Origin of the sequence: Belliella pelovolcani (genome assembly GCF_900156785.1) — a bacterium.
Taxonomy (GTDB): Bacteria; Bacteroidota; Bacteroidia; order Cytophagales; family Cyclobacteriaceae; genus Belliella; species Belliella pelovolcani.
The window spans coordinates 35,030-53,770 of record NZ_FTOP01000004.1 but is presented as its reverse complement, the minus strand read 5'-3'; the positions used below and the strand labels follow the sequence as shown (position 1 = coordinate 53,770).

Genomic DNA, 18,741 nt, shown 5'->3' with positions numbered 1-18,741 from the left:
ATCATTTCATAGATAAAACTTATTGTGTTTATTAACTTTGGTTTAATAACTTTGAACAAGATTCAAAACTTTTCAACACATGGGAGCGCAAGAGAGAACACAGAAAGAAAAACTAATCCTAGATTCAGCTATCAAGCTTTTTATAGAAAAGGGGTATCAAGCTACCAAAATGGACGATGTAGCTAAGTCAGCCAAAATTTCAAAAGGTTTGACTTATTTCTATTATAAAAACAAAGAAGACCTATACATGGCTGTTACTCGGAAAGCTTTCGATGGCTTGAAGGATGTGTTTAGGGAAGTCTATCGTACCAAGAATAAAAATGGAATGGAGTTGCTGGTGGATTTGGTACAAAAGTATGTTGATTTTTCTCAAAGAAACAGGATGTTTTATGAAGCCATTTTGAATTTCATGGGTATGCTCAACTTGTACAATGACAAAGAGCTGAGAAAAACCATAGATCCCTTGATTCTGGATAGCGTACATTTTCAGAAACTATTAGATGTACATCATGATTGTGGGAAAATTGGCATCCAAATCGTATCGCAAGGGATAAAAGATGGAAGTATCAGGCCTGAATTGCAACCTGAGTTGACTTTTTATACCATTTGGAGTATGCTAATAGGATATGAAAGACTTTCAGGTCCTATTAATTATGAAGGCAAAGAAATCAAAATCCATGTTGACAATTGGAAGCCTGGTTTTATACGATTGATGCAAGATATGCTCAAGGGAACCATCCAAGCCAGTCGACCTCAAATCGTGCAAGGTAGTTTGTTTTAAAAAACAGTTTTTGAATTGGACTGATTTTAAGGACCAAGGCCAATTTTTTACATCAGCGGTTCAAAGGGGAATTTTTCATTATTTATTTTCACCAATTGAAAATAAATAAATTTATGAAGAAACTATACCTCATGTTTGCAATGATTCTTTCAGTGGGATTTTTGCAAGCACAAGACTCCCCTACCAAAGGGAATTATGATCTAGCTTCGAGATTTTCTCCAGAGAAAGTCAGGAAGATGGTCTTCACTACTCGAGTAGATCCTCATTGGTTAAAGAAATCAGACAGATTTTGGTATACCTACGAGACCAGCAGTGGCCGTGAATGGTATATCGTAGATCCAGTAGCGAGAACAAAAAGAGCTTTTTTCGATAAAGACAAGCTTGCTGCTGAAATTACAAAAATTGTTCGTGATCCATTTGATGCACAACACTTGCCCATTACAAGTTTGAAATTTTTGGAGGATGAAAATACCATTGAATTCAAAATCCGAAGCACACAGGACGTGGTGAAAAAAGACTGGGCTGAGATCAAAGAGAAAAACAAGAACGCGAAGGATTCTTTAGAAAAGAAAACTTTCGTGTTCCGTTATAACCTACAAAATCAGCAGTTGACGGAAATCACCGATCCAGAAGAAGATGCTAAAAGACTTGGATGGGCGAATATTGCGCCTGACTCTTCAAAGATCGTATTTGCTAAGCACGAAAACCTTTACTGGATGGATAAGGAAAACTTCCTCAAAGCAGTAAAGGACGATAAGGATAGCACGATCGTAGAACATCAGTTGACCACAGATGGCGTGAAGGATTATGGCTATGGTGGTGGTGGCCGTGGTGAGGATAATGTGGAAGAAGAGAAAAATAAAGACAACAGAAAAAGAGCTGGTGTGCTTTGGTCTGAAGATTCCAAGCAGTTTATCATCACACGATCTGATGTCAGAGAAGTCAAAGATCTTTGGGTAATTCACAACACCAGAAACCCAAGACCTACATTGGAGACTTATAAGTACGCCATGCCAGGTGAAAAAGAACAACCTATAACTGACTTGATGTATTATTCATTTGAGTCTGGCGAGATGAAAAAATTGGATATTGCTACTTTCAAAGATCAGACAGTAGGCCTTTGGGGTGCTACAAGACCAGTTGTGAATAGAGACGATGACTTCACTCCTTCTATATGGCATGGAGATAATGACAACTTCTATTTCTCTATCACTTCTAGAGATTTGAAAAAAATCGATATCGTGAGATGGAATATCAAAGAAGGTAAAAAGGAAGTTGTAATCGAAGAGAGAAGCAATACTTATATTGATATCATCAAGCCAGAATTGATCAATAATGGGACAGAGATAGTACACTGGTCTGAGCGAGATGGATGGGGACATTTTTACCTTTATGATAGAGCTGGAAATCTGAAAAGGCAATTGACTTCAGGCCCATTCCATACGGATAGAATTGGAACCATAGATGAAAAAGGTAGATTCCTGTATTTCATTGCAAACGGAAGAGAGAAAGGTGAGGATCCGTACTATGAGCATATGTATAGAGTAAGTTTGAATGGTGGAGCTATTACTTTACTAAACCCAGGTGACTACAACCATACTTCTTCCATCAACGATAAAGGTACTTTCTTCGTCAATAATTACTCAAGGGTAAATACTGTTCCTGCATCTGCATTGCATGATGGCCAAGGAAGAAAAATCATGGATTTGGAAGAGGCTGATTTATCTTCATTGTTTGCCGCTGGATATCAATTCCCTGAACCATTCAAGTTCAAGGCTGATGATGGAATCACAGATCTTTATGGTGTGATGTACAAGCCCTTTGATTTTGACTCTACCAAGATCTATCCAATCATTGAATACGTCTATCCAGGGCCTCAAACTGAGGCAGTAAATAAAGATTTCTCTGCTGGTATGGACAGAACAGATAGATTGGCCCAATTTGGATTTGTGGTAGTGACACTAGGAAATAGAGGTGGTCACCCATCTAGATCCAAATGGTATCACAACTACGGTTATGGCAATCTTAGAGATTATGGTTTGGCTGATAAGAAAGCAGCGATTGAGCAATTGGCCGATAGACATGCATTTATTGATAGAAACAGGGTGGGAATCCATGGACACTCAGGTGGTGGATTTATGTCTACTGCTGCCATGTTGGTATATCCTGATATCTTCAAAGTAGCTGTATCCTCAGCTGGTAACCACGAAAATAACATCTACAATAGATGGTGGTCTGAAAAACACCATGGTGTAAAAGAGCAAATTTCTCCAAAAGGTGATACTACTTTCGTTTATAGCATTGAGAAAAACCCAGATTTAGCAAAAAATCTGAAAGGTAGGCTTTTACTTACTACAGGTGATGTAGACAACAACGTGCACCCTGCTGGTACCATTAGAATGGCTAATGCATTGATCCAAGCCAATAAAAGATTTGACCTGCTTTTATTACCAGGGCAAAGACATGGCTATGGAAATATGACAGAATATTTCTTCTGGAAAATGGGTGATTACTTTGTACAGCATCTTCTAGGGGACAATACACCGCCTCCGGTAGATATGCTGGAAGTCCAACGAGAAAAGGCACTCACGAAATAATAAAAAATCCCGGCATTAAAAGTCGGGATTTTTTTATTTTGGACAAATGATAATATGAATTAACTGGTTAGAATGACTTTCCCATTTCTTCCTCCTTGTTTATATGCAAGTAGCGCTTCCTTGAATTGTTCCAGTGGGTAAGTAGCTTGTACATCTACTTTTACTTTTTGAGTTAATAATAGCGTAAAAATCGTCCTGAAAGCCTTTTCTCTTTCATCTTGATTGAGACTTTCAATCCATGTTGTCAACCAGAAACCTTCGACTTTCAAATTTTTAAATATCAGTAAACCAGAATTGAGAGGAATATTTTCAAGGCTCAACAAGCCAAAAACCATCATTCTACCATTCGTTTTCAAACAGGACAAAGCCCGAGCTCCCAAAACTCCACCTACGGCATCAAATACTACATGAACACCGCCATCTGTTTTTTCCATGATAACTTTTGGAAGTTTTTCCTTTTCCGTGTTGATCACCAATTCTGCTCCAAGACTCTTGAGCATATCTTTCTGTTCATCCCTTCGTACAGTACAAGCCACTTTGATTTCTTTTTGCTTGGCTAATTGAATCGCTAGCTTACCAAATGCTGAGGCACCAGCTGTAATCAACAACCAATCGCCAGCTTTTAAACCACTCGTCTCCAACATCCCATAAGCAGTCAGCGGATTTACAAAAGCCTGACAAGCTACTTCATCCGTCATTCCTGCTGGTACAGGTATCAGAAGATTAGCTGGTACACTGACATATTCTTTCCATGTCCCAATAGCTGTGAATATTACCTTGGTTCCTTTCTGAACCAATCCTCTTTCATCTGCTTCTTCAACTACCCCTACTGCTTCAAAACCAGCTGAACTTGGTAATTTCGGAGTGATACCATACATCCCTCTGATAAACATGATATCTGATGGATTGATATTCCTCGCTGTTACTTTGATAAGCGCTTCATTGGCTTTCTTTGCTGGCTGCTCTGCTTCTTCTAATATCAAAACCTCCTCTGGCATGCCAGTTTGATGGAAAACTACCTGTTTCATTCTTTGATTATTTATGGTTTATACAAAAATTCATTGACCCAAATTACAAAAAATACTCGGTATGCATAACATTTTCGAGTGATTGCTTCCTAAAGTAAAGTCAATTCCCTAATTTAATAGGATAAAGAAGTAAGAGATATTTCACTAATCAAAAAATCACATCAATGGACTTATCAAATGTTTTTTCACTAGAGGGTAAAGTGGCCTTAATAACAGGTGCTTCCAAAGGAATAGGCTTGAGCATAGCAGAAGTATATGCTGCAGCTGGTGCCAAGGTTGTCATTTCAAGTAGAAAACAGGACGTTTTGGATGAAGAGGCTGCTAATTTGAGCAAACGTGGATATGAAGTGACTGGCATCGCTTGCAATGTCGGAAAAATGGATGAACTCAAAGACTTGGTCAATGCTACTGTCAGTAAGTATGGAGGAATTGACATCTTGGTCAATAATGCAGCGTCAAACCCTGTTTTTGGCCCTGTTCACGAGACAAGTTTAGATGCATTTGATAAAATCATGGATGTCAATGTCAAAGCACCATTTGAATTGATGAAACTTTGTTTTCCACATCTAAGGAATTCTTCAGGGGCATCCGTGATCAATGTCAGTTCTGTAGGAGGTATTTCACCTGAACCCGGTTTGGGTATATACTCAGTCAGTAAGGCCGCATTGATTTCTTTGTCCAAAGTCTTTGCCAAGGAATGGGGAGACCATCATATACGTGTGAATGTCATCTGTCCAGGTTTGATTAAGACAAAGTTTTCCGAAGCACTGTGGTCTAATGATAAAATTATGGGGATGATGATGAAATCACTTGCGCTGAAGCGTGTAGGGACTTCGGAGGAAATTGCTGCGGTTGCTTTATTCCTAGCGGCTAGCTGTTCCTCCTACAACACCGGAGCTGTGATCACCGCTGATGGAGGATTTACGATTTAATTAGAAATTTTAATCTCATACTTTTACACCCCAAACACCCCATGTCATTTGTCAATCCAAACCCTGATTTAACAGATTCTTATAAAAAATTCATTAACGAGCATATAATTCCAATTGAACTGGATGTCCTAAATCATGGATTTAGAAAATCACTGCCTAAACTTCAAGCTATGAGAAACTTGGCAAAGGAACAAGGACTATTTGCACCACACCTTTCGAAAGAAGAAGGAGGTCTAGGCTTGAACTTGTTTGAATTTGCCTTTATTTCAGAAGAGTTAGGTAGAAGCCCTATCGGTCATTATGTATTCAATTGTCAAGCGCCTGACATTGGGAATATGGAGCTGATGCATCAATTTGCAAGTGATGCATTAAAATCTACCTATTTAACTCCACTTCAAAAAGGAGAAATCAGAAGTTGCTTTGCGATGACAGAACCAGAAAATCCTGGAAGCAACCCAGTACACTTATCAACTCTTGCCATTAGAGATGGTGACCACTTTGTCATCAATGGACACAAATGGTTCACTTCATCTGCTGATGGGGCACACTTCACTATCGTCATGGCTGTAACTGATCCACACAACCCAAACCCCTATCAAAGAGCCAGTATGATCCTTGTTCCTTTAGATAATCAGGGTTTCGAATTGGTCAGAAATATCCCGATCATGGGTGATGCTGGAGAGGATTATATGTCGCATGGTGAAGTTAAATTTAACAATTGCAGAGTTCCCATTGAAAATTTGATCGGAAATGAAGGTGAGGGATTTGCTCTAGCTCAAGAGCGGCTAGGTCCTGGAAGAATTCACCACTGTATGCGCTGGATAGGTATATGCGAGCGAGCATTTCAAATGATGTGTGAGCGGGCGATCTACAGAGAATTAAACCCTGGAAAACCACTTGCAGGGCAGCAGACGATTCAAAATTGGATCGCAGAAAGCTATGCCTCGATCAAAGCTAGTCGATTGATGGTTCTAGATACGGCGATGAAAATCCAAGAATTGGGAGCCAAATCAGCCAAAGAAGATATCTCCACCATCAAGTTTTATGTTTCCAATGTACTGATGGAAGTATTAGATAGAGCTATCCAAGTTCATGGAGCTTTAGGTATTTCCGATGATACGGTTTTATCATTTTGGTACAGACATGAAAGAGGGGCAAGAATATATGATGGCCCGGATGAAGTCCACAAGTCTGTTTTAGCCAGAAGAATCCTTAAAAATGTGGGTGAACAAATGAAATCACATTGATTTTTGAATTTGGTTATGTCTTTCTTATCAAATTCTATCATGATTATCCGCTTACATACAAGTAGAACCTAAATAATGGAACAAACCTTTGATTTATAGCCAATATCAATGAATATCCAATATCTATTAGTATCGGATTTATATAGGTCCTTATTTAAATTGGTTAATTGTATAATTGCGGATATACATAAATTCTATTTTTGAATATGAACCCTGAAGATCTAAAAATAAAATTAATACCTTATTTCAAGGAGCAATTGGGAAGTTCTTTCGAAATACAGGAAATCATACCATTCAATGGGGGGTTTTCTAATCTTACTTATCTCATCCAAACCAATCAAGGTGAAATGGTACTCAGAAGACCACCTATGGGTAAAAAAATCAGTAAGGCCCATGATATGACGAGAGAGTTTCACGTATTAAAATCACTTGAAAAAGCTGGGTATACTAAAATTCCAAAAGCCATGCTAAGTTGTGAAGATGAAACTATCATGGGAGCTCCCTTTTTTATCATGGAGAAAGTAGAAGGGCTAATCCTGAGAAACAAAATCCCTGTTGGTGTGAAGCTTGAAAAAGATTTTTTCAGTCAACTTTCCAAAAACAGTCTAGATTCCCTTATTGAATTGCATGAACTAGAGCTTGAGCATTCGGGTCTTGCTTCTTTAGGCAAGCCTGATGGCTATGTAGAAAGACAAGTCATGGGATGGACTGATCGATATCAAAAAGCCAAAACTGATGAAGTACAAACAATGGAATTAGCTTCTGAATGGCTCAAAGCGAATCACCCAAGTGAATCTTCGGTAGGATTCATACACAATGATTTCAAATATGATAATATCGTCCTAAAAAGTACGCAAGAACCTCATATCGAAGCAATATTAGATTGGGAAATGGCTACAGTGGGCGATCCATTGATGGACTTGGGCACTACCCTAGCCTATTGGGCTGAGCCCAACGATCCAGATATCCTCAAGAATTTCAATCTCACGCATGCTCCTGGTAATTTTACAAGGAAAGAAGTGATAGCTTACTACGGCAAATCTACTGGTAGAAATATGAGAGACATGCTTTTTTATTATGTCTTTGGGATTTTCAAAGTTGGGGTCATTGCTCAACAAATTTATCAACGCTATCAGCAAGGTTTTGCTCAAGACCCAAGATTTGCTGCTTTGATTCATGCTGTGAAAGCTTGCGGATTCTTGAGTACTAATGCTATCAAAACTGGAAAAATATGAAAATAGAAAAAATATGCATTTTGGGTGCGGGAACATTGGGTAGCAGAGTTGCGCTTCAATCAGCCCTATCCGGATATCAAGTGAGTGTTTACGATATCCATCATAAAGCCCTTGAGTCTTCTAAGAAGGTGATGCAGGGTATTGTCAAGCAATTGATTGGAAATGGGAGCCTCAGCCAGGAAAAAGCAAACGAAGCTATGCACAGGCTGACATTTACAACCGATCCCTCCCATGCTGTAGCTGATGCAGACCTGATCAATGAAAGTGTCACTGAAGAAGTAAATGTAAAGGAAAAAGTATGGAAGCAATTTGGACAACTGGCACCATCAAAAACAATATTTACCACCAATACCTCTTTTTTGTTACCTTCCATGTTTGCTGATATTTCTGGAAGACCAGAGAAATTTTGTGCACTTCATTTTCATGATGTATTCTACAGCAAAGTGGTAGATATCATGCCACATCCCGGCACTGACCCCAATCTAATTTCTTTACTAGAAGTATTTGGCAAAACACTCAGACAGGTGCCTGTGATAGTAAAAAAAGAGAATCATGGCTACATTTTCAACTCCATGCTGATGGCATTCATAGGAGCTGCTGGAAAACTTCTGACAAAAGAAGTGGCTAGTATTGAAGATATAGATAAGTCTTGGATGGTCAATTTTCACATGCCCATGGGACCATTTGGAATCTTGGATAGTATAGGACTGGATACGGCTTGGCATGTCACTCACAAAATGCCCGATGCTGCATCACAAGCTTTTGCTGGATTATTGAAAAAATACATTGATGCAGGTAAACTCGGTCAAAAGACTGGAGAGGGCTTTTATACCTACCCAGAGCCCGCTTATCAAAAAAATAATTTTCATGAATAAATCCAATTAACAAATCAATTCCGTAAGTTGTTGGACTTATCACCACAATACTAAATAATGAAAAAGTTACAACTGATTTACGGATTCATACTTCCCATTTACTTTCTTTTTGGGAATTTAGAAATAAAAGGCCAATTTTTGATTGATCAGGATAGTTTTCTAAGTCCAAAAACGATTTATCAATCAGCTGAAATCACCAACGTTGGCGCAGCTATTTTAAAAATTGAAGATTTTCTAGAAAAACAGGATACTTTTGATTTTGAAGCGATAGCTGGCTCCAATACCAATTTGGGTTTTACGAAAGACAATTATTGGTTAAGATTTAAATTAGCAAATACATCAGATAAACCTCTAAGTTTATTTTTTGAAACTGGCAGGCCGATCACTGATATTATTGAATTATATCAAGTGAATGAAGCAGGAACAATCACAAGCCAAATTACAGGTGATTTGTTGCCATTCAGTGATAAGCCCCTATCGCACAGGAAGATGATTTTTCCAATAGAACTTGAAGCTAATCAGACATATGATTTTTATGTGCAATATCAGAGTGATGGGGAGGTAATCAATCTTCCTCTTGATCTTCACAGTGCTAATTCTTTGATTCTTAGCTCTTATAAAGAACAACTTGTATTTGGTTTGTTTTATGGGATCTTGTTATTGGCAGGTACCATTTATTTGTTTTTTTATTTTGGAATCAAAGAGAAGAGTTTTCTATTGTACTTCATCTATGTATTATCGATTGCACTGCTTCATCTTTCTTTAGATGGTTATTTCTTTCAATACTTCACTCCCGATGCAGGGTGGCTATCTAGACAGGCTGTATTGATTGCAGCGGCTTTTTCTACTTTGGCTTTTGGCAGGTATGTGCAAATTTACATGAAAGTAAAAAGCTTTAGTCCCCTATTGGAAAAAGCGTACAATTCACTTCATATATGTGTATTAACTCTGGTCGGTGCAATATTCTTTATTAGAGCAGGTCAAGAGTTTTATTATCCTTTTGTGAATTTATTTGGCATTCTCTTATTATTCCTGATCATAGGAACATTGGTGACTTCTATCAGAAAGCAAGCTGCTCCTGATATATTTTTTAGGATAGGTCTTTTCTTCTTTTTTGCAGGATTTCTAGTTTTTATCTTAAATAATTTCAGTGTCATTCCAAATTCATTCCTCACAGAAAATGCATCAAAATTTGGTACTGGTTTAGAAATCATCTTCCTTTCACTATCCATGGCGAATAGAATTAGAATACTGAAATCAGAAAAGGAAAAGATGCAGGAAATAGCTCTCCAAAGATCCCAAGAGTCCAACGAAATCAAGTCTTTTTTCCTCTCCAATATCAGCCATGAATTGCGTACGCCGCTAAATGCCGTAATTGGACTTTCAAAATCTATTCAAGATTCTACGGAAGACCAAAAAATAAAATCTGACTTAGAGGTCATTCAGTACTCTTCCCTTGGTCTTTTATCAGCCATAGATGACATTCTGGATTATTCTAAAATTGAGAAAAAGGAACTCAAGCTAGAAGAAAGACAGCTTGAAATAAGTAAGGTCATTCAAGAATTGAGAACCATTACAGAAAATCAAGTAAAGAATAAAAATCTGAAATTCATTTACGAGGAAATCAATCAACTTCCAAAATATATCCTTGGGGATAAGGCTAGAATTAGGCAAATCATTCTCAATGTCTTGAATAATGCAGTAAAATTCACTCAAGATGGAGAAGTAAAGCTCAGCATCAATTCAATCATGAAAAATGACAATACAGTAGACCTTAGCATTACAATTCAAGATACTGGTGTAGGAATCGATCAGGCTAAATTGAATAGAATCTACGAGTCATTTATACAGGAGCAGATTGACGACAAAAGGAAGTTTGGGGGATTTGGATTGGGATTGTGTATAGTAAAAGCACTTGTAGAGCTTTATCAAGGAAAAATAGATATCTCCAGCGAACAAGGCAAAGGTACCAAAGTTCAGATCCATCTTAATTTCAAAGTGCCTACTCGTGAACAAAAGCTTTCAGTCTCTCCAATAGTCAACGGTGTGTATGATTTGGAAGGAAAGCATATTTTAATCGTAGAGGACAATCCTGTCAATCAAATGGTAATGAAATCAATCCTGAGGAAATGGAAAAACACTAGCTTTGATATTGCTAATCATGGGCTTGAGGCTTTAGATAAGTTGAAAGCTAGCCATTTTGATCTTATTTTGATGGATTTACAAATGCCTGAAATGGATGGTTACGAAGCGACCGAGGCCATTCGCAAAGGAGAGGCAGGATCCAAATATCAAAATATCCCCATCATCGCTGTGACTGCCGATGCAACAGATAAAGCAAAATCTAAGGTAAAAGCAGTAGGTATGGATGACTACATGACCAAACCTGTAGATAAAGACGAACTTTACACTAAAATCCAACATGCTTTCTATTTAGCAAAAGTAGACCTGTCCGGCGTACTTTGAGTTTTGTCCAGGAAATGGTAAGTATGAAAATTAAGGAAATCCTTTTTAATATGAGTAAAGTTTATTAAATTTGATAAAATAAATTATTAAATGAAAAAATACGATTCCATATCAGATATCCTAGGTTTTCCTTATGTCACTACCGATAGTGATAGCGCATTGGAATACATTTCATTAGCTTCTGAAGGAATGAAAGCTTACACAATAACCAATTTTAGAGATCATTATGACCTTTCTGTTACGCAGATAGCTGCTATTCTAGGTACCTCAGAGCCTACCCTATACAGAAAGATCAAGTCCAATGCATTATTGAATATTTCTGATGCGGTGAAGCTATTGGAAGTGACGGATTTATTTTTGTATGGAGAAGATGTGTTAGAGTCTAGGGATAATTTTTTCATGTGGTTAGATCTACCCAATACTGCACTAGGTGGACTTACGCCTATGGAAGTCATCACTTATCCAGAAGGTATATCTAAGGTGAGAGATCTATTGAGCAGGATTGAATATGGTGTTTATAGCTGATGCTCGTATATAGGCTTAGTAATAGGAAATTTGCTCAGGATCTATCAGGAGTAGGCGCAGCTAATGCGGGAGGTAGATGGAATAATAAAGGAAGAGCAATGATTTACACCAGTGAATCTACAGCACTTGCTTTGTTGGAAGTGATAGTCAATCTGCCTCCAATGCTCCAACCAGCGATGAACCTAATGACAATTCATTTACCTGACCAGCATATAGCCAAAATTGACCTCGGTGACCTTCCAGAAAACTGGTATAAATATCCATATCGCAAGAGACTGGCTAGAATTGCTGAAAATTATTTTAATGACTCAAAAACAATAGCACTGGGAGTCCCCAGTGCAATAGTTCATTCAAGTTACAATTATTTAATCAACCCAGCGTCCAAAAATTTTGATCAACTCAAGCTTTTAAGCTCTGATCCGTTTATTTTTGATCCAAGGGTTTATCGAAGACCTATACAAACTTAAATTTCAAATACTTGATTTTTTCGCCTTTATCAGAAAAGATCTTCTCGTATCTTGTTTGGATACCATGATGGTCATCTTTATATTCTGATTGATAAAAATCATGCGTATGAGCCAAAATCTCAATATCATTTCGAGATTGAAGCAACTCTAGTGTGTAGTCAAAGAGTCCTGTATTGTCAGTTTTAAAGTGGATTACCCCACTTGACTTCAATAGAGGCTTATACATTTCCAAGAACTTAGGACTGGTCAATCTTCGCTTTTCATCCCCATCTCTTGGAAATGGGTCTGGAAAAGTGATCCAAAGCTCTGATATTTCCTCAACCGAGAAAAAATCACTCAGCTGCTGTATTTGTGTCCTTAAAAATGCAACATTTTGTAAGCCTTCTTGTATGGCTATAGTAGAACCTTTCCAAATCCTAGAGCCTTTGATATCAACACCAATGAAATTCTGAGCTGGATACTCTCTTGCCAAACCTACAGTAAACTCGCCCCTTCCACAAGCCAATTCCACAACTATGGGCTGATCATTTTCGAATTGTACCTTGTTCCAGTTGCCTTTGATTGTTTCAAAAGTTGGCTTGCCAGCCTGTATTACATTTCTATTCTCTTCGTTTTCTTTGAATCTCTGGAGTTTATTCCTACCCATGCTTATAAGTCGTTTATTTCAGCGACCACAAAGGTACTACCCCCAATAAAAATTAGGTCATCTTTTGCAGCATTTTTCTTAGCATATGCTAAGCCATCGTTGACATCAGCAATGACAAGCCCTTTTAACTGATACTTTTCCGCTTGATTGGCCAATGCTGTTGCTGATAGTGCCCTTGGTATTTTAGCTTCAACGAAAATATATGCTGCTTCTTTAGGCAACATAGCTAAGACCTTATCCAAATCCTTGTCGTTGACCATACCAAGTATCATCCAAAGTTTGTTATAAGTATATTCGTTGAGTTGATTCAAGATCTGAGAAATCCCATCTTGGTTATGGCCAGTATCACATATAATTCTTGGCTGCAGACCTAGCTCTTGCCACCTGCCCTTCAGTCCAGTATTTTTTACAATCTTACGGAGACCATTTTCTAATTCCTCTTGTGGTATTACATATCCAAGATTTCTCAGCACTTCAATGGTCTGTATGATTCCAGCGAGATTTTGCTGTTGGTAATTTCCTTTCAAGTCTAGGTTTATTGGGAATTGTTGATCAGAAATTCTTATTTGGTAACTTCCCGAATTGTGAGATGCAGCTTTTTCAATTTGAATAAAATCTTCAGCAAAATAGATTGGAGCATTTTTCTTAGCAGCTATTGCCTGAAATACAGCGGTGGTTTCTCTTTGTCTTTGACTAATTACAACTGGAGTATTTTCCTTGATAATTCCAGCCTTCTCTCCTGCTATAGCTTCCAATGTATCTCCCAAAAACTGCATATGATCATAACCGATATTGGTTATCAAGCAAACTTCTGGCTGTATCACATTGGTACTATCCAATCTCCCACCCATACCTACTTCTATGACTGCAATATCTACCTCCTCTTTGGCAAAGTACCAAAAGGCCATACCGACAGTCATCTCAAAAAAACTAGGCTTTACTTCATCTAAAAATGCCTTATTTTCTGCAACAAATGCTATTACATCCTTCTCAGCTATTTCCTGACCATTGATTTTGATTCGCTCTGTAAAGGATTTTAAATGTGGAGAGGTATAAAGTCCCACCTTATATCCAGCCTCCATCAATACGGAACAAATTGCGTGAGAAGAACTCCCCTTTCCATTTGTACCAGCTACATGGATGGTTTTAAATTGGTGTTGTGGATTTTCGAGGTGATTACATAGGGCAATGGTATTACTCAGATCCTTCTTAAAAGCTGATGCACCAACTCGCTGAAACATAGGAAGTGCATTGAACAAGTAGTCCAATGTCTGTTCATAATTCATCATTTGAATCAATCTACCTTGATGATGAAAGTGATTTTTCCAGTGGAATAATCTGCTGTTGGATTGCCACTTTGCCTTTTAAAAGAAATTTGATTGACCACTGTTCTGTAGTAAGCTAATACTTCATTAGAAACATTGTACTCTAAAGGCATTGCTTGAACTACTCGACCACTATCATCTACAGTAATTTTAAAAACAATACGACCATTTCTGGTTGAAATATTATCTCGAATATTTGGTCTTGTAGCAAAATCCCATCCAGCTAATTCTAAATTATACCCTGAACCTGGTCCTGCAACACCTTGACCCGTACCTGAACCCATAAGTGCTCTTCCGTCCACTGTACCTGTAGGTTTTCCTTCATCACCTTTTTGCGTAGAAGAGCCTTGAGCACTTCCAGTTGCTGCTTGAGTACCCGTTCCAGATGTACCACCTGCTCCCATTAGGGCTCTTTGATCCACTTTGGGCTTTTCTTCTACTTTAGGAGTGGTTTTTTCTGCTTCTGCTTTTGCTGGCTCTGTGACAGGTGTGGTTGCCTTCTTTTCTGGTACCGCTTCTTTTACCACAGGTGTAGTTTTCTCTGCACCTTTAATCGTGCTTGGTGTTTTGGAAACTGCTTCTAGGCTGGATTTAGTGGGTGTTGAAGCTGGCCTTGCTTGAGAAGCGGGTTGAGATGCTGAAGTTGCTGCTTCAGTTGGCTTTGTAGCAATTTCTCCTGGTGCAGCGGGTGTTGTGACCTCAGATTGGATATCATTGGGCGCTGAAAGTGTCTGAGTATTACCACTTCCAAAATCTGAAAAACCTAAGTTTAATTCCAAACCATACTGAGGTAATGGTGGGATCGGTTGTTTCCAGACAACCATAAAATAGACAAAAAGCAACACCAGCACATTGATGATCAATGTGATAATTCCTGCTTTTCGTTTGTTAGCAGCTTCTTCTCTATCGCTTTGCCAGATTTCCATTTGCTTATTTATATGGTTTGGTTGCGATGGATACATTGGCTTCTAAGCCAGCAGCAATTCCACCGATTTCTACCAAATATTCAACAGGTACCTCTTTGTCTATATGTAGAACGACCTGTCCCTTCTTATCTTGTAATAAAGTAGTCAATTCTCCCTTGATGGCTTCTCTATCCACCACCCTGTCATTTACAGAAAATCGTAGATCTTTGGTCACTGTGACTGTCACTTCTTGCATGACTATATCTGATGCCTCACTAGAAGGCAAATTCACAGGAAGCCCAGATGGGGTAATAAAGGAAGAAGTCAACATAAAAAAGATCAACAACAGAAAGATAATATCTGTCATCGATGACATACTGAATGCTGATTCGACTTTATGTTTTGATTGTAAGGCCATTTTATTTCTCTTGTAGAATGTCCATAAACTCTATGGAAGTATATTCCATATTGTGTACCAATTTGGATACTTGAGTCACCAAATAATTGTAACCCAGATAAGCAATGATACCTACCACTAAGCCAGTAGCTGTCGTAATCATGGCTTCATAAATCCCAGTAGATAGCAACTTGGGAGAAACCATACCTTCTTCCTGAGCTACCCCAATAAATGCCCTAATCATACCTGCTACTGTACCCAAAAAACCGATCATCGGTGCTGCTCCTGAAACAGTTGCAAGTAGATTTAGATTTTTTTCTAGCTTGTAGATTTCAATTTTACCAACATTTTCGATGGCAACCTCTATGTTTTTTAAAGGACTACCTATTCTTTCCAGTCCTTTTGAAATCATATTGGCCACTGGTGTATTTTCTTGTGCGCATAGGATTTTTGCTTTTTCTACTTGTCCCCCTTGGACCAATATTTTAATTTGATCCATAAGATGCTTTGGGGATTTGGCGGCTTTTCTAAGCGTGATGATTCGCTCAACAAAGATGAAAATCGCTAGGACAAATAGCGCATAAAGCGGAATCATCATGTAGCCACCTTTGATCATCAAATCTAGAAGACCTATATCTCCTTTGCCTGGCTCCATGATTGCCAAGCTATCTACCATCATATTACCGTCAGTAGAGAGGGTTTGTAATAACATCATATTAATATTTCAAAATCCAAATTTCGTTTCCATAAACTTTCTTAGCTGCTTCCCAATCAGGAGTGGCCGCTTCCAAACTTTCAAATTGCCCAATGGCTATTCTGAAATTTCTGATATCACCATAAGGGAACACAATCCAAGTATCATAGCCATCACTGAGGTACTTTTCTGCTTCTCTTCTGGCAAAATTTTCATTCACAACGCTACCAACGATGATAAAGTATCTAGGGCTTCCCGCCCTACTCTGAATCAATGTTAATGTTGGTGCTTGATTTTGCGCTACATCAGCGGCTATTACATCTGAAGTACGCTCTTCTTCAATTCCTTCACTCACTACCACATCATCAAGATCAGGCTCCACAGCAATAGACGTGAGAGATTCTTCGGGTATTGCTGGTGTAGTAACTTCCTCAGCTATCTGAGCATCATTTGGATTTCCATACTCTGGCAAATAGTACAAGAAATAAGCCATTGCTCCAAGTACGATCAAAACCAAAAGCGTCAATGATAAGAAAATTGGAGTTTTGTTACTGCTCTTTCTCTCTTTCGTGGCAATTGTCCGATCTTGTCTTTTGATCTCGATAGGTTTGGTTGAAGTGCCCGTTCCCTTACTTTCTTGTGATTGCTCTGAGCTTTCGGTGATATCAGCCTTGATTTCTTCTTCGAGAACTGGTTCAACTTCCCCAATGATAGGAGCTTCTTCGGTTTCTTCTATTTTTTCAGAATCGTTTTCATTTAATGCCTGTACTTCCAAAGGAACTACGTCCACGAAAGGGAAACCAAAGTCTTTGTCTTGATCTTCAGTAAGCTTTTTATTTTCCTTGTTGGCCATTGATTTTTCTTCTGGATTAACCTACGAAACTAAGACAATTGCATCAATTCGCAAATTATATGGTTTGGGTTGTCCCATTATTATTTAAAACTTGACTGTCAATCCTCCAATTCCCTGAATTCCTCTAACTGGATAGTTTAAGAATCTCTGATTTCGCTGATTGAGTAAGTTATTTCCTACGGCAAATATGGAGAATCGATCAGTGATTTTATAATCCGCTTTGATGTGTAAATCTAGGATGGCAGGTAGTACTGTGGTCCCTTCAATACCAGGATTAAAGGCTACTATCCCCCCCATTAAATTTGCATTTGCATGGATGAGGAGTTTTTCCGTTGGTTTGAAGGTATTTCCCAAGGTAAATTCCCATTCTGGTCTATGAAATGCTGCCTGAAGGTCTGTGAGTGTATATTGGTAATAGTTGACTGCACCTGTCAGCTTATACCAATCTTGGTATTCCCAATTGACTTTGGCATTGTAATTAATTAAACGAGTATCAGAGTCATAAACCAAATTAAACTTCAATGTATCTACAGGATCACTAGTGAAGAAGTGCATATTGGCAAATTGCCCTACAGCTACTCCTGCTTCGTAACTGAACTCTCCATTGATTACACCTTTGACTCCTGCTTTTGCTAGGATATTTTGAGTGGTGTTGAGTAATTGTTCACTTGGACCCAAAAATGGATTTTCCATCACAAAGTCATAGTAGGTTTTCCTCAAAACATCTCCTTCATAGCCTGCATATACACCAAATCCATCTTGAATCATGTACGAGGCATTGATTGCTGGATAGACATGAAAATCTGACTTCTTATTTGCCGTAATATCATTTTCAAAGATGATATTGGCTCCAGCACTTAGATGTAATCCTCCTTTTCTGTACACTACATTAGGCTGGATCTTAAAATAATTCCTATTGATATCTCTGTATAGTTCATCTGCAGGTCTTGTCAACGAAAGATTGCCATTGACTTCTGTCTTCATATATTCAGAAAACCAAAAGTCGGCTTTACCATTGATTAGAAATTCATTTTCAACAGCCGCAAAGCTGTCGTTGAACAATCTCACACCAATATTAGCATCATAATTCAACTCAGACATTTTTTCCAAGTTGCTAATACCTGCTTTGACTTTGAAAGTATTGAAAATATTCTCAGGTGTGATGAAATCAGCTAATAACTCATTATCAGGATCATATCCATAGAAATTGTAAGCGTCCCGATCATAGTTAACTTTTCCGTAAAGCTCAAAATAGTCTCTAAAAAGCGTTCCATTCAACCCAACACTGGTATGATTTTCAGCAGAATTAGCCCCTCCAACTGGTCCTGTATAGAACCCTTCATGTTTGACTTTAACACCAAAGTTATAATCCCCATCTTCCCAATTATTATACCTCAATTCTACAAGTGGCGAGGTATAATTCCCAAAACCTAGTTTTGCAAAACCTGGATAAAGTTCTTCCAGATTTCTTGGAAAGCTTTTTTGAGCAGCTTCTGGTTTGATTTCTAGCGGGGGAAGTGATAGAAAGAAAGGTTCAACCTTATAATTGAAATTCAGGTTACTTTTTGGCGTGGGTAGCACTGGAATTCTCTCAAAATTCCTCGGTTGCGTAGGTAGGGTGAGAACCCTATCTTTTCGAATGATAAATTCTTGATCTTGAACCTCTCCCCTTTGCTGTGCCCATGATTGCATGGTCAGCCCTGAAAAGCTTAAAAGCAAGGTGTATTTGATTATCAATTGCTTATTCATATAGGTCTTTTCTTCTCAG

The 18,741-nt window shown here is 38.2% G+C and carries 17 protein-coding genes; 9 read left to right on the top strand and 8 right to left on the bottom strand.

Annotated elements, in window-relative coordinates; genetic code table 11:
• Window positions 1-79 precede the first annotated feature (79 nt).
• Together BW935_RS06210 and BW935_RS06205 are read left to right on the top strand one after the other, a co-directional pair.
• Window positions 80-781, top strand: a complete 702-nt coding sequence (locus BW935_RS06210; protein ID WP_076499580.1) for a TetR/AcrR family transcriptional regulator — start codon at window positions 80-82, stop codon at window positions 779-781.
• A 113-nt stretch (window positions 782-894) separates the two neighbouring features.
• Complete coding sequence (locus BW935_RS06205; protein WP_076499578.1) at window positions 895-3,378, top strand: S9 family peptidase; 2,484 nt, start codon at window positions 895-897, stop codon at window positions 3,376-3,378.
• 59 nt (window positions 3,379-3,437) lie between these two features.
• Here BW935_RS06205 and BW935_RS06200 read toward each other — a convergent pair whose 3' ends face one another.
• Entirely contained in the window at window positions 3,438-4,406 is a 969-nt protein-coding gene (locus BW935_RS06200) for a zinc-dependent alcohol dehydrogenase family protein (protein WP_076499576.1), read from the bottom strand.
• Window positions 4,407-4,570: 164 nt separating this feature from the next.
• Between BW935_RS06200 and BW935_RS06195 the strand changes: the two genes are divergently transcribed.
• From BW935_RS06195 to BW935_RS06165, 7 genes are all read left to right on the top strand, one after another.
• The gene (locus BW935_RS06195) at window positions 4,571-5,338 is read left to right on the top strand and encodes an SDR family NAD(P)-dependent oxidoreductase (protein WP_076499574.1); all 768 of its coding nucleotides are present in this window, start codon (window positions 4,571-4,573) and stop codon (window positions 5,336-5,338) included.
• Between the two features lie 41 nt (window positions 5,339-5,379).
• Window positions 5,380-6,585, top strand: coding sequence for an acyl-CoA dehydrogenase family protein (locus BW935_RS06190; protein WP_076499572.1), 1,206 nt, complete (start codon window positions 5,380-5,382; stop codon window positions 6,583-6,585).
• Between the two features lie 206 nt (window positions 6,586-6,791).
• On the top strand, window positions 6,792-7,820 hold the full coding sequence (locus tag BW935_RS06185) for a phosphotransferase family protein (protein ID WP_076499570.1): 1,029 nt from the start codon (window positions 6,792-6,794) through the stop codon (window positions 7,818-7,820).
• Complete coding sequence (locus tag BW935_RS06180) at window positions 7,817-8,695, top strand: 3-hydroxyacyl-CoA dehydrogenase (RefSeq protein WP_076499568.1); 879 nt, start codon at window positions 7,817-7,819, stop codon at window positions 8,693-8,695. The genes BW935_RS06185 and BW935_RS06180 overlap by 4 nt, the downstream gene beginning before the upstream one ends.
• Window positions 8,696-8,752: 57 nt before the next feature.
• Window positions 8,753-11,161: a hybrid sensor histidine kinase/response regulator gene (locus BW935_RS06175; protein ID WP_076499566.1), complete on the top strand. Its 2,409-nt coding sequence runs from the start codon at window positions 8,753-8,755 to the stop codon at window positions 11,159-11,161.
• Window positions 11,162-11,251: 90 nt separating this feature from the next.
• Window positions 11,252-11,686 carry an antitoxin Xre/MbcA/ParS toxin-binding domain-containing protein gene (locus BW935_RS06170; RefSeq protein WP_076499564.1) on the top strand — a complete coding sequence of 145 codons (435 nt, stop codon included), beginning with the start codon at window positions 11,252-11,254 and terminating at the stop codon, window positions 11,684-11,686.
• Window positions 11,686-12,153 (top strand): RES family NAD+ phosphorylase, encoded by a 468-nt coding sequence (locus BW935_RS06165; protein WP_076499561.1) that lies wholly within the window; start codon window positions 11,686-11,688, stop codon window positions 12,151-12,153. Before BW935_RS06170 ends, BW935_RS06165 begins: the two co-directional genes overlap by 1 nt.
• Here BW935_RS06165 and trmB read toward each other — a convergent pair.
• From trmB to BW935_RS06130, 7 genes are all read right to left on the bottom strand, one after another.
• Window positions 12,140-12,799 carry a tRNA (guanosine(46)-N7)-methyltransferase TrmB gene (gene trmB, locus BW935_RS06160; RefSeq protein ID WP_076499559.1) on the bottom strand — a complete coding sequence of 220 codons (660 nt, stop codon included), beginning with the start codon at window positions 12,797-12,799 and terminating at the stop codon, window positions 12,140-12,142. The genes BW935_RS06165 and trmB overlap by 14 nt on opposite strands.
• Before the next feature lie 2 nt (window positions 12,800-12,801).
• Window positions 12,802-14,085: a bifunctional folylpolyglutamate synthase/dihydrofolate synthase gene (locus tag BW935_RS06155; RefSeq protein ID WP_076499921.1), complete on the bottom strand. Its 1,284-nt coding sequence runs from the start codon at window positions 14,083-14,085 to the stop codon at window positions 12,802-12,804.
• 8 nt (window positions 14,086-14,093) lie between these two features.
• Window positions 14,094-15,050, bottom strand: coding sequence for an energy transducer TonB (locus tag BW935_RS06150; protein WP_076499920.1), 957 nt, complete (start codon window positions 15,048-15,050; stop codon window positions 14,094-14,096).
• A 4-nt stretch (window positions 15,051-15,054) separates the two neighbouring features.
• Window positions 15,055-15,447, bottom strand: coding sequence for an ExbD/TolR family protein (locus tag BW935_RS06145; protein ID WP_076499557.1), 393 nt, complete (start codon window positions 15,445-15,447; stop codon window positions 15,055-15,057).
• Window position 15,448: 1 nt separating this feature from the next.
• Window positions 15,449-16,141, bottom strand: coding sequence for a MotA/TolQ/ExbB proton channel family protein (locus tag BW935_RS06140; RefSeq protein ID WP_076499555.1), 693 nt, complete (start codon window positions 16,139-16,141; stop codon window positions 15,449-15,451).
• 1 nt (window position 16,142) lies between these two features.
• Window positions 16,143-16,973, bottom strand: a complete 831-nt coding sequence (locus BW935_RS06135; protein WP_076499553.1) for an SPOR domain-containing protein — start codon at window positions 16,971-16,973, stop codon at window positions 16,143-16,145.
• An 84-nt stretch (window positions 16,974-17,057) separates the two neighbouring features.
• Window positions 17,058-18,722: a TonB-dependent receptor gene (locus BW935_RS06130; protein ID WP_076499550.1), complete on the bottom strand. Its 1,665-nt coding sequence runs from the start codon at window positions 18,720-18,722 to the stop codon at window positions 17,058-17,060.
• Between the last annotated feature and the right edge of the window lie 19 nt (window positions 18,723-18,741).

Coding starts and splice junctions, on each gene's coding strand:
- BW935_RS06210 (WP_076499580.1), top strand. CDS start 80: ATGGGAGCGCAAGAGAGAACACAGAAAGAAAAACTAATCCTAGATTCA.
- BW935_RS06205 (WP_076499578.1), top strand. CDS start 895: ATGAAGAAACTATACCTCATGTTTGCAATGATTCTTTCAGTGGGATTT.
- BW935_RS06200 (WP_076499576.1), bottom strand. CDS start 4,406: ATGAAACAGGTAGTTTTCCATCAAACTGGCATGCCAGAGGAGGTTTTG.
- BW935_RS06195 (WP_076499574.1), top strand. CDS start 4,571: ATGGACTTATCAAATGTTTTTTCACTAGAGGGTAAAGTGGCCTTAATA.
- BW935_RS06190 (WP_076499572.1), top strand. CDS start 5,380: ATGTCATTTGTCAATCCAAACCCTGATTTAACAGATTCTTATAAAAAA.
- BW935_RS06185 (WP_076499570.1), top strand. CDS start 6,792: ATGAACCCTGAAGATCTAAAAATAAAATTAATACCTTATTTCAAGGAG.
- BW935_RS06180 (WP_076499568.1), top strand. CDS start 7,817: ATGAAAATAGAAAAAATATGCATTTTGGGTGCGGGAACATTGGGTAGC.
- BW935_RS06175 (WP_076499566.1), top strand. CDS start 8,753: ATGAAAAAGTTACAACTGATTTACGGATTCATACTTCCCATTTACTTT.
- BW935_RS06170 (WP_076499564.1), top strand. CDS start 11,252: ATGAAAAAATACGATTCCATATCAGATATCCTAGGTTTTCCTTATGTC.
- BW935_RS06165 (WP_076499561.1), top strand. CDS start 11,686: ATGCTCGTATATAGGCTTAGTAATAGGAAATTTGCTCAGGATCTATCA.
- trmB (WP_076499559.1), bottom strand. CDS start 12,799: ATGGGTAGGAATAAACTCCAGAGATTCAAAGAAAACGAAGAGAATAGA.
- BW935_RS06155 (WP_076499921.1), bottom strand. CDS start 14,085: ATGAATTATGAACAGACATTGGACTACTTGTTCAATGCACTTCCTATG.
- BW935_RS06150 (WP_076499920.1), bottom strand. CDS start 15,050: ATGGAAATCTGGCAAAGCGATAGAGAAGAAGCTGCTAACAAACGAAAA.
- BW935_RS06145 (WP_076499557.1), bottom strand. CDS start 15,447: ATGGCCTTACAATCAAAACATAAAGTCGAATCAGCATTCAGTATGTCA.
- BW935_RS06140 (WP_076499555.1), bottom strand. CDS start 16,141: ATGATGTTATTACAAACCCTCTCTACTGACGGTAATATGATGGTAGAT.
- BW935_RS06135 (WP_076499553.1), bottom strand. CDS start 16,973: ATGGCCAACAAGGAAAATAAAAAGCTTACTGAAGATCAAGACAAAGAC.
- BW935_RS06130 (WP_076499550.1), bottom strand. CDS start 18,722: ATGAATAAGCAATTGATAATCAAATACACCTTGCTTTTAAGCTTTTCA.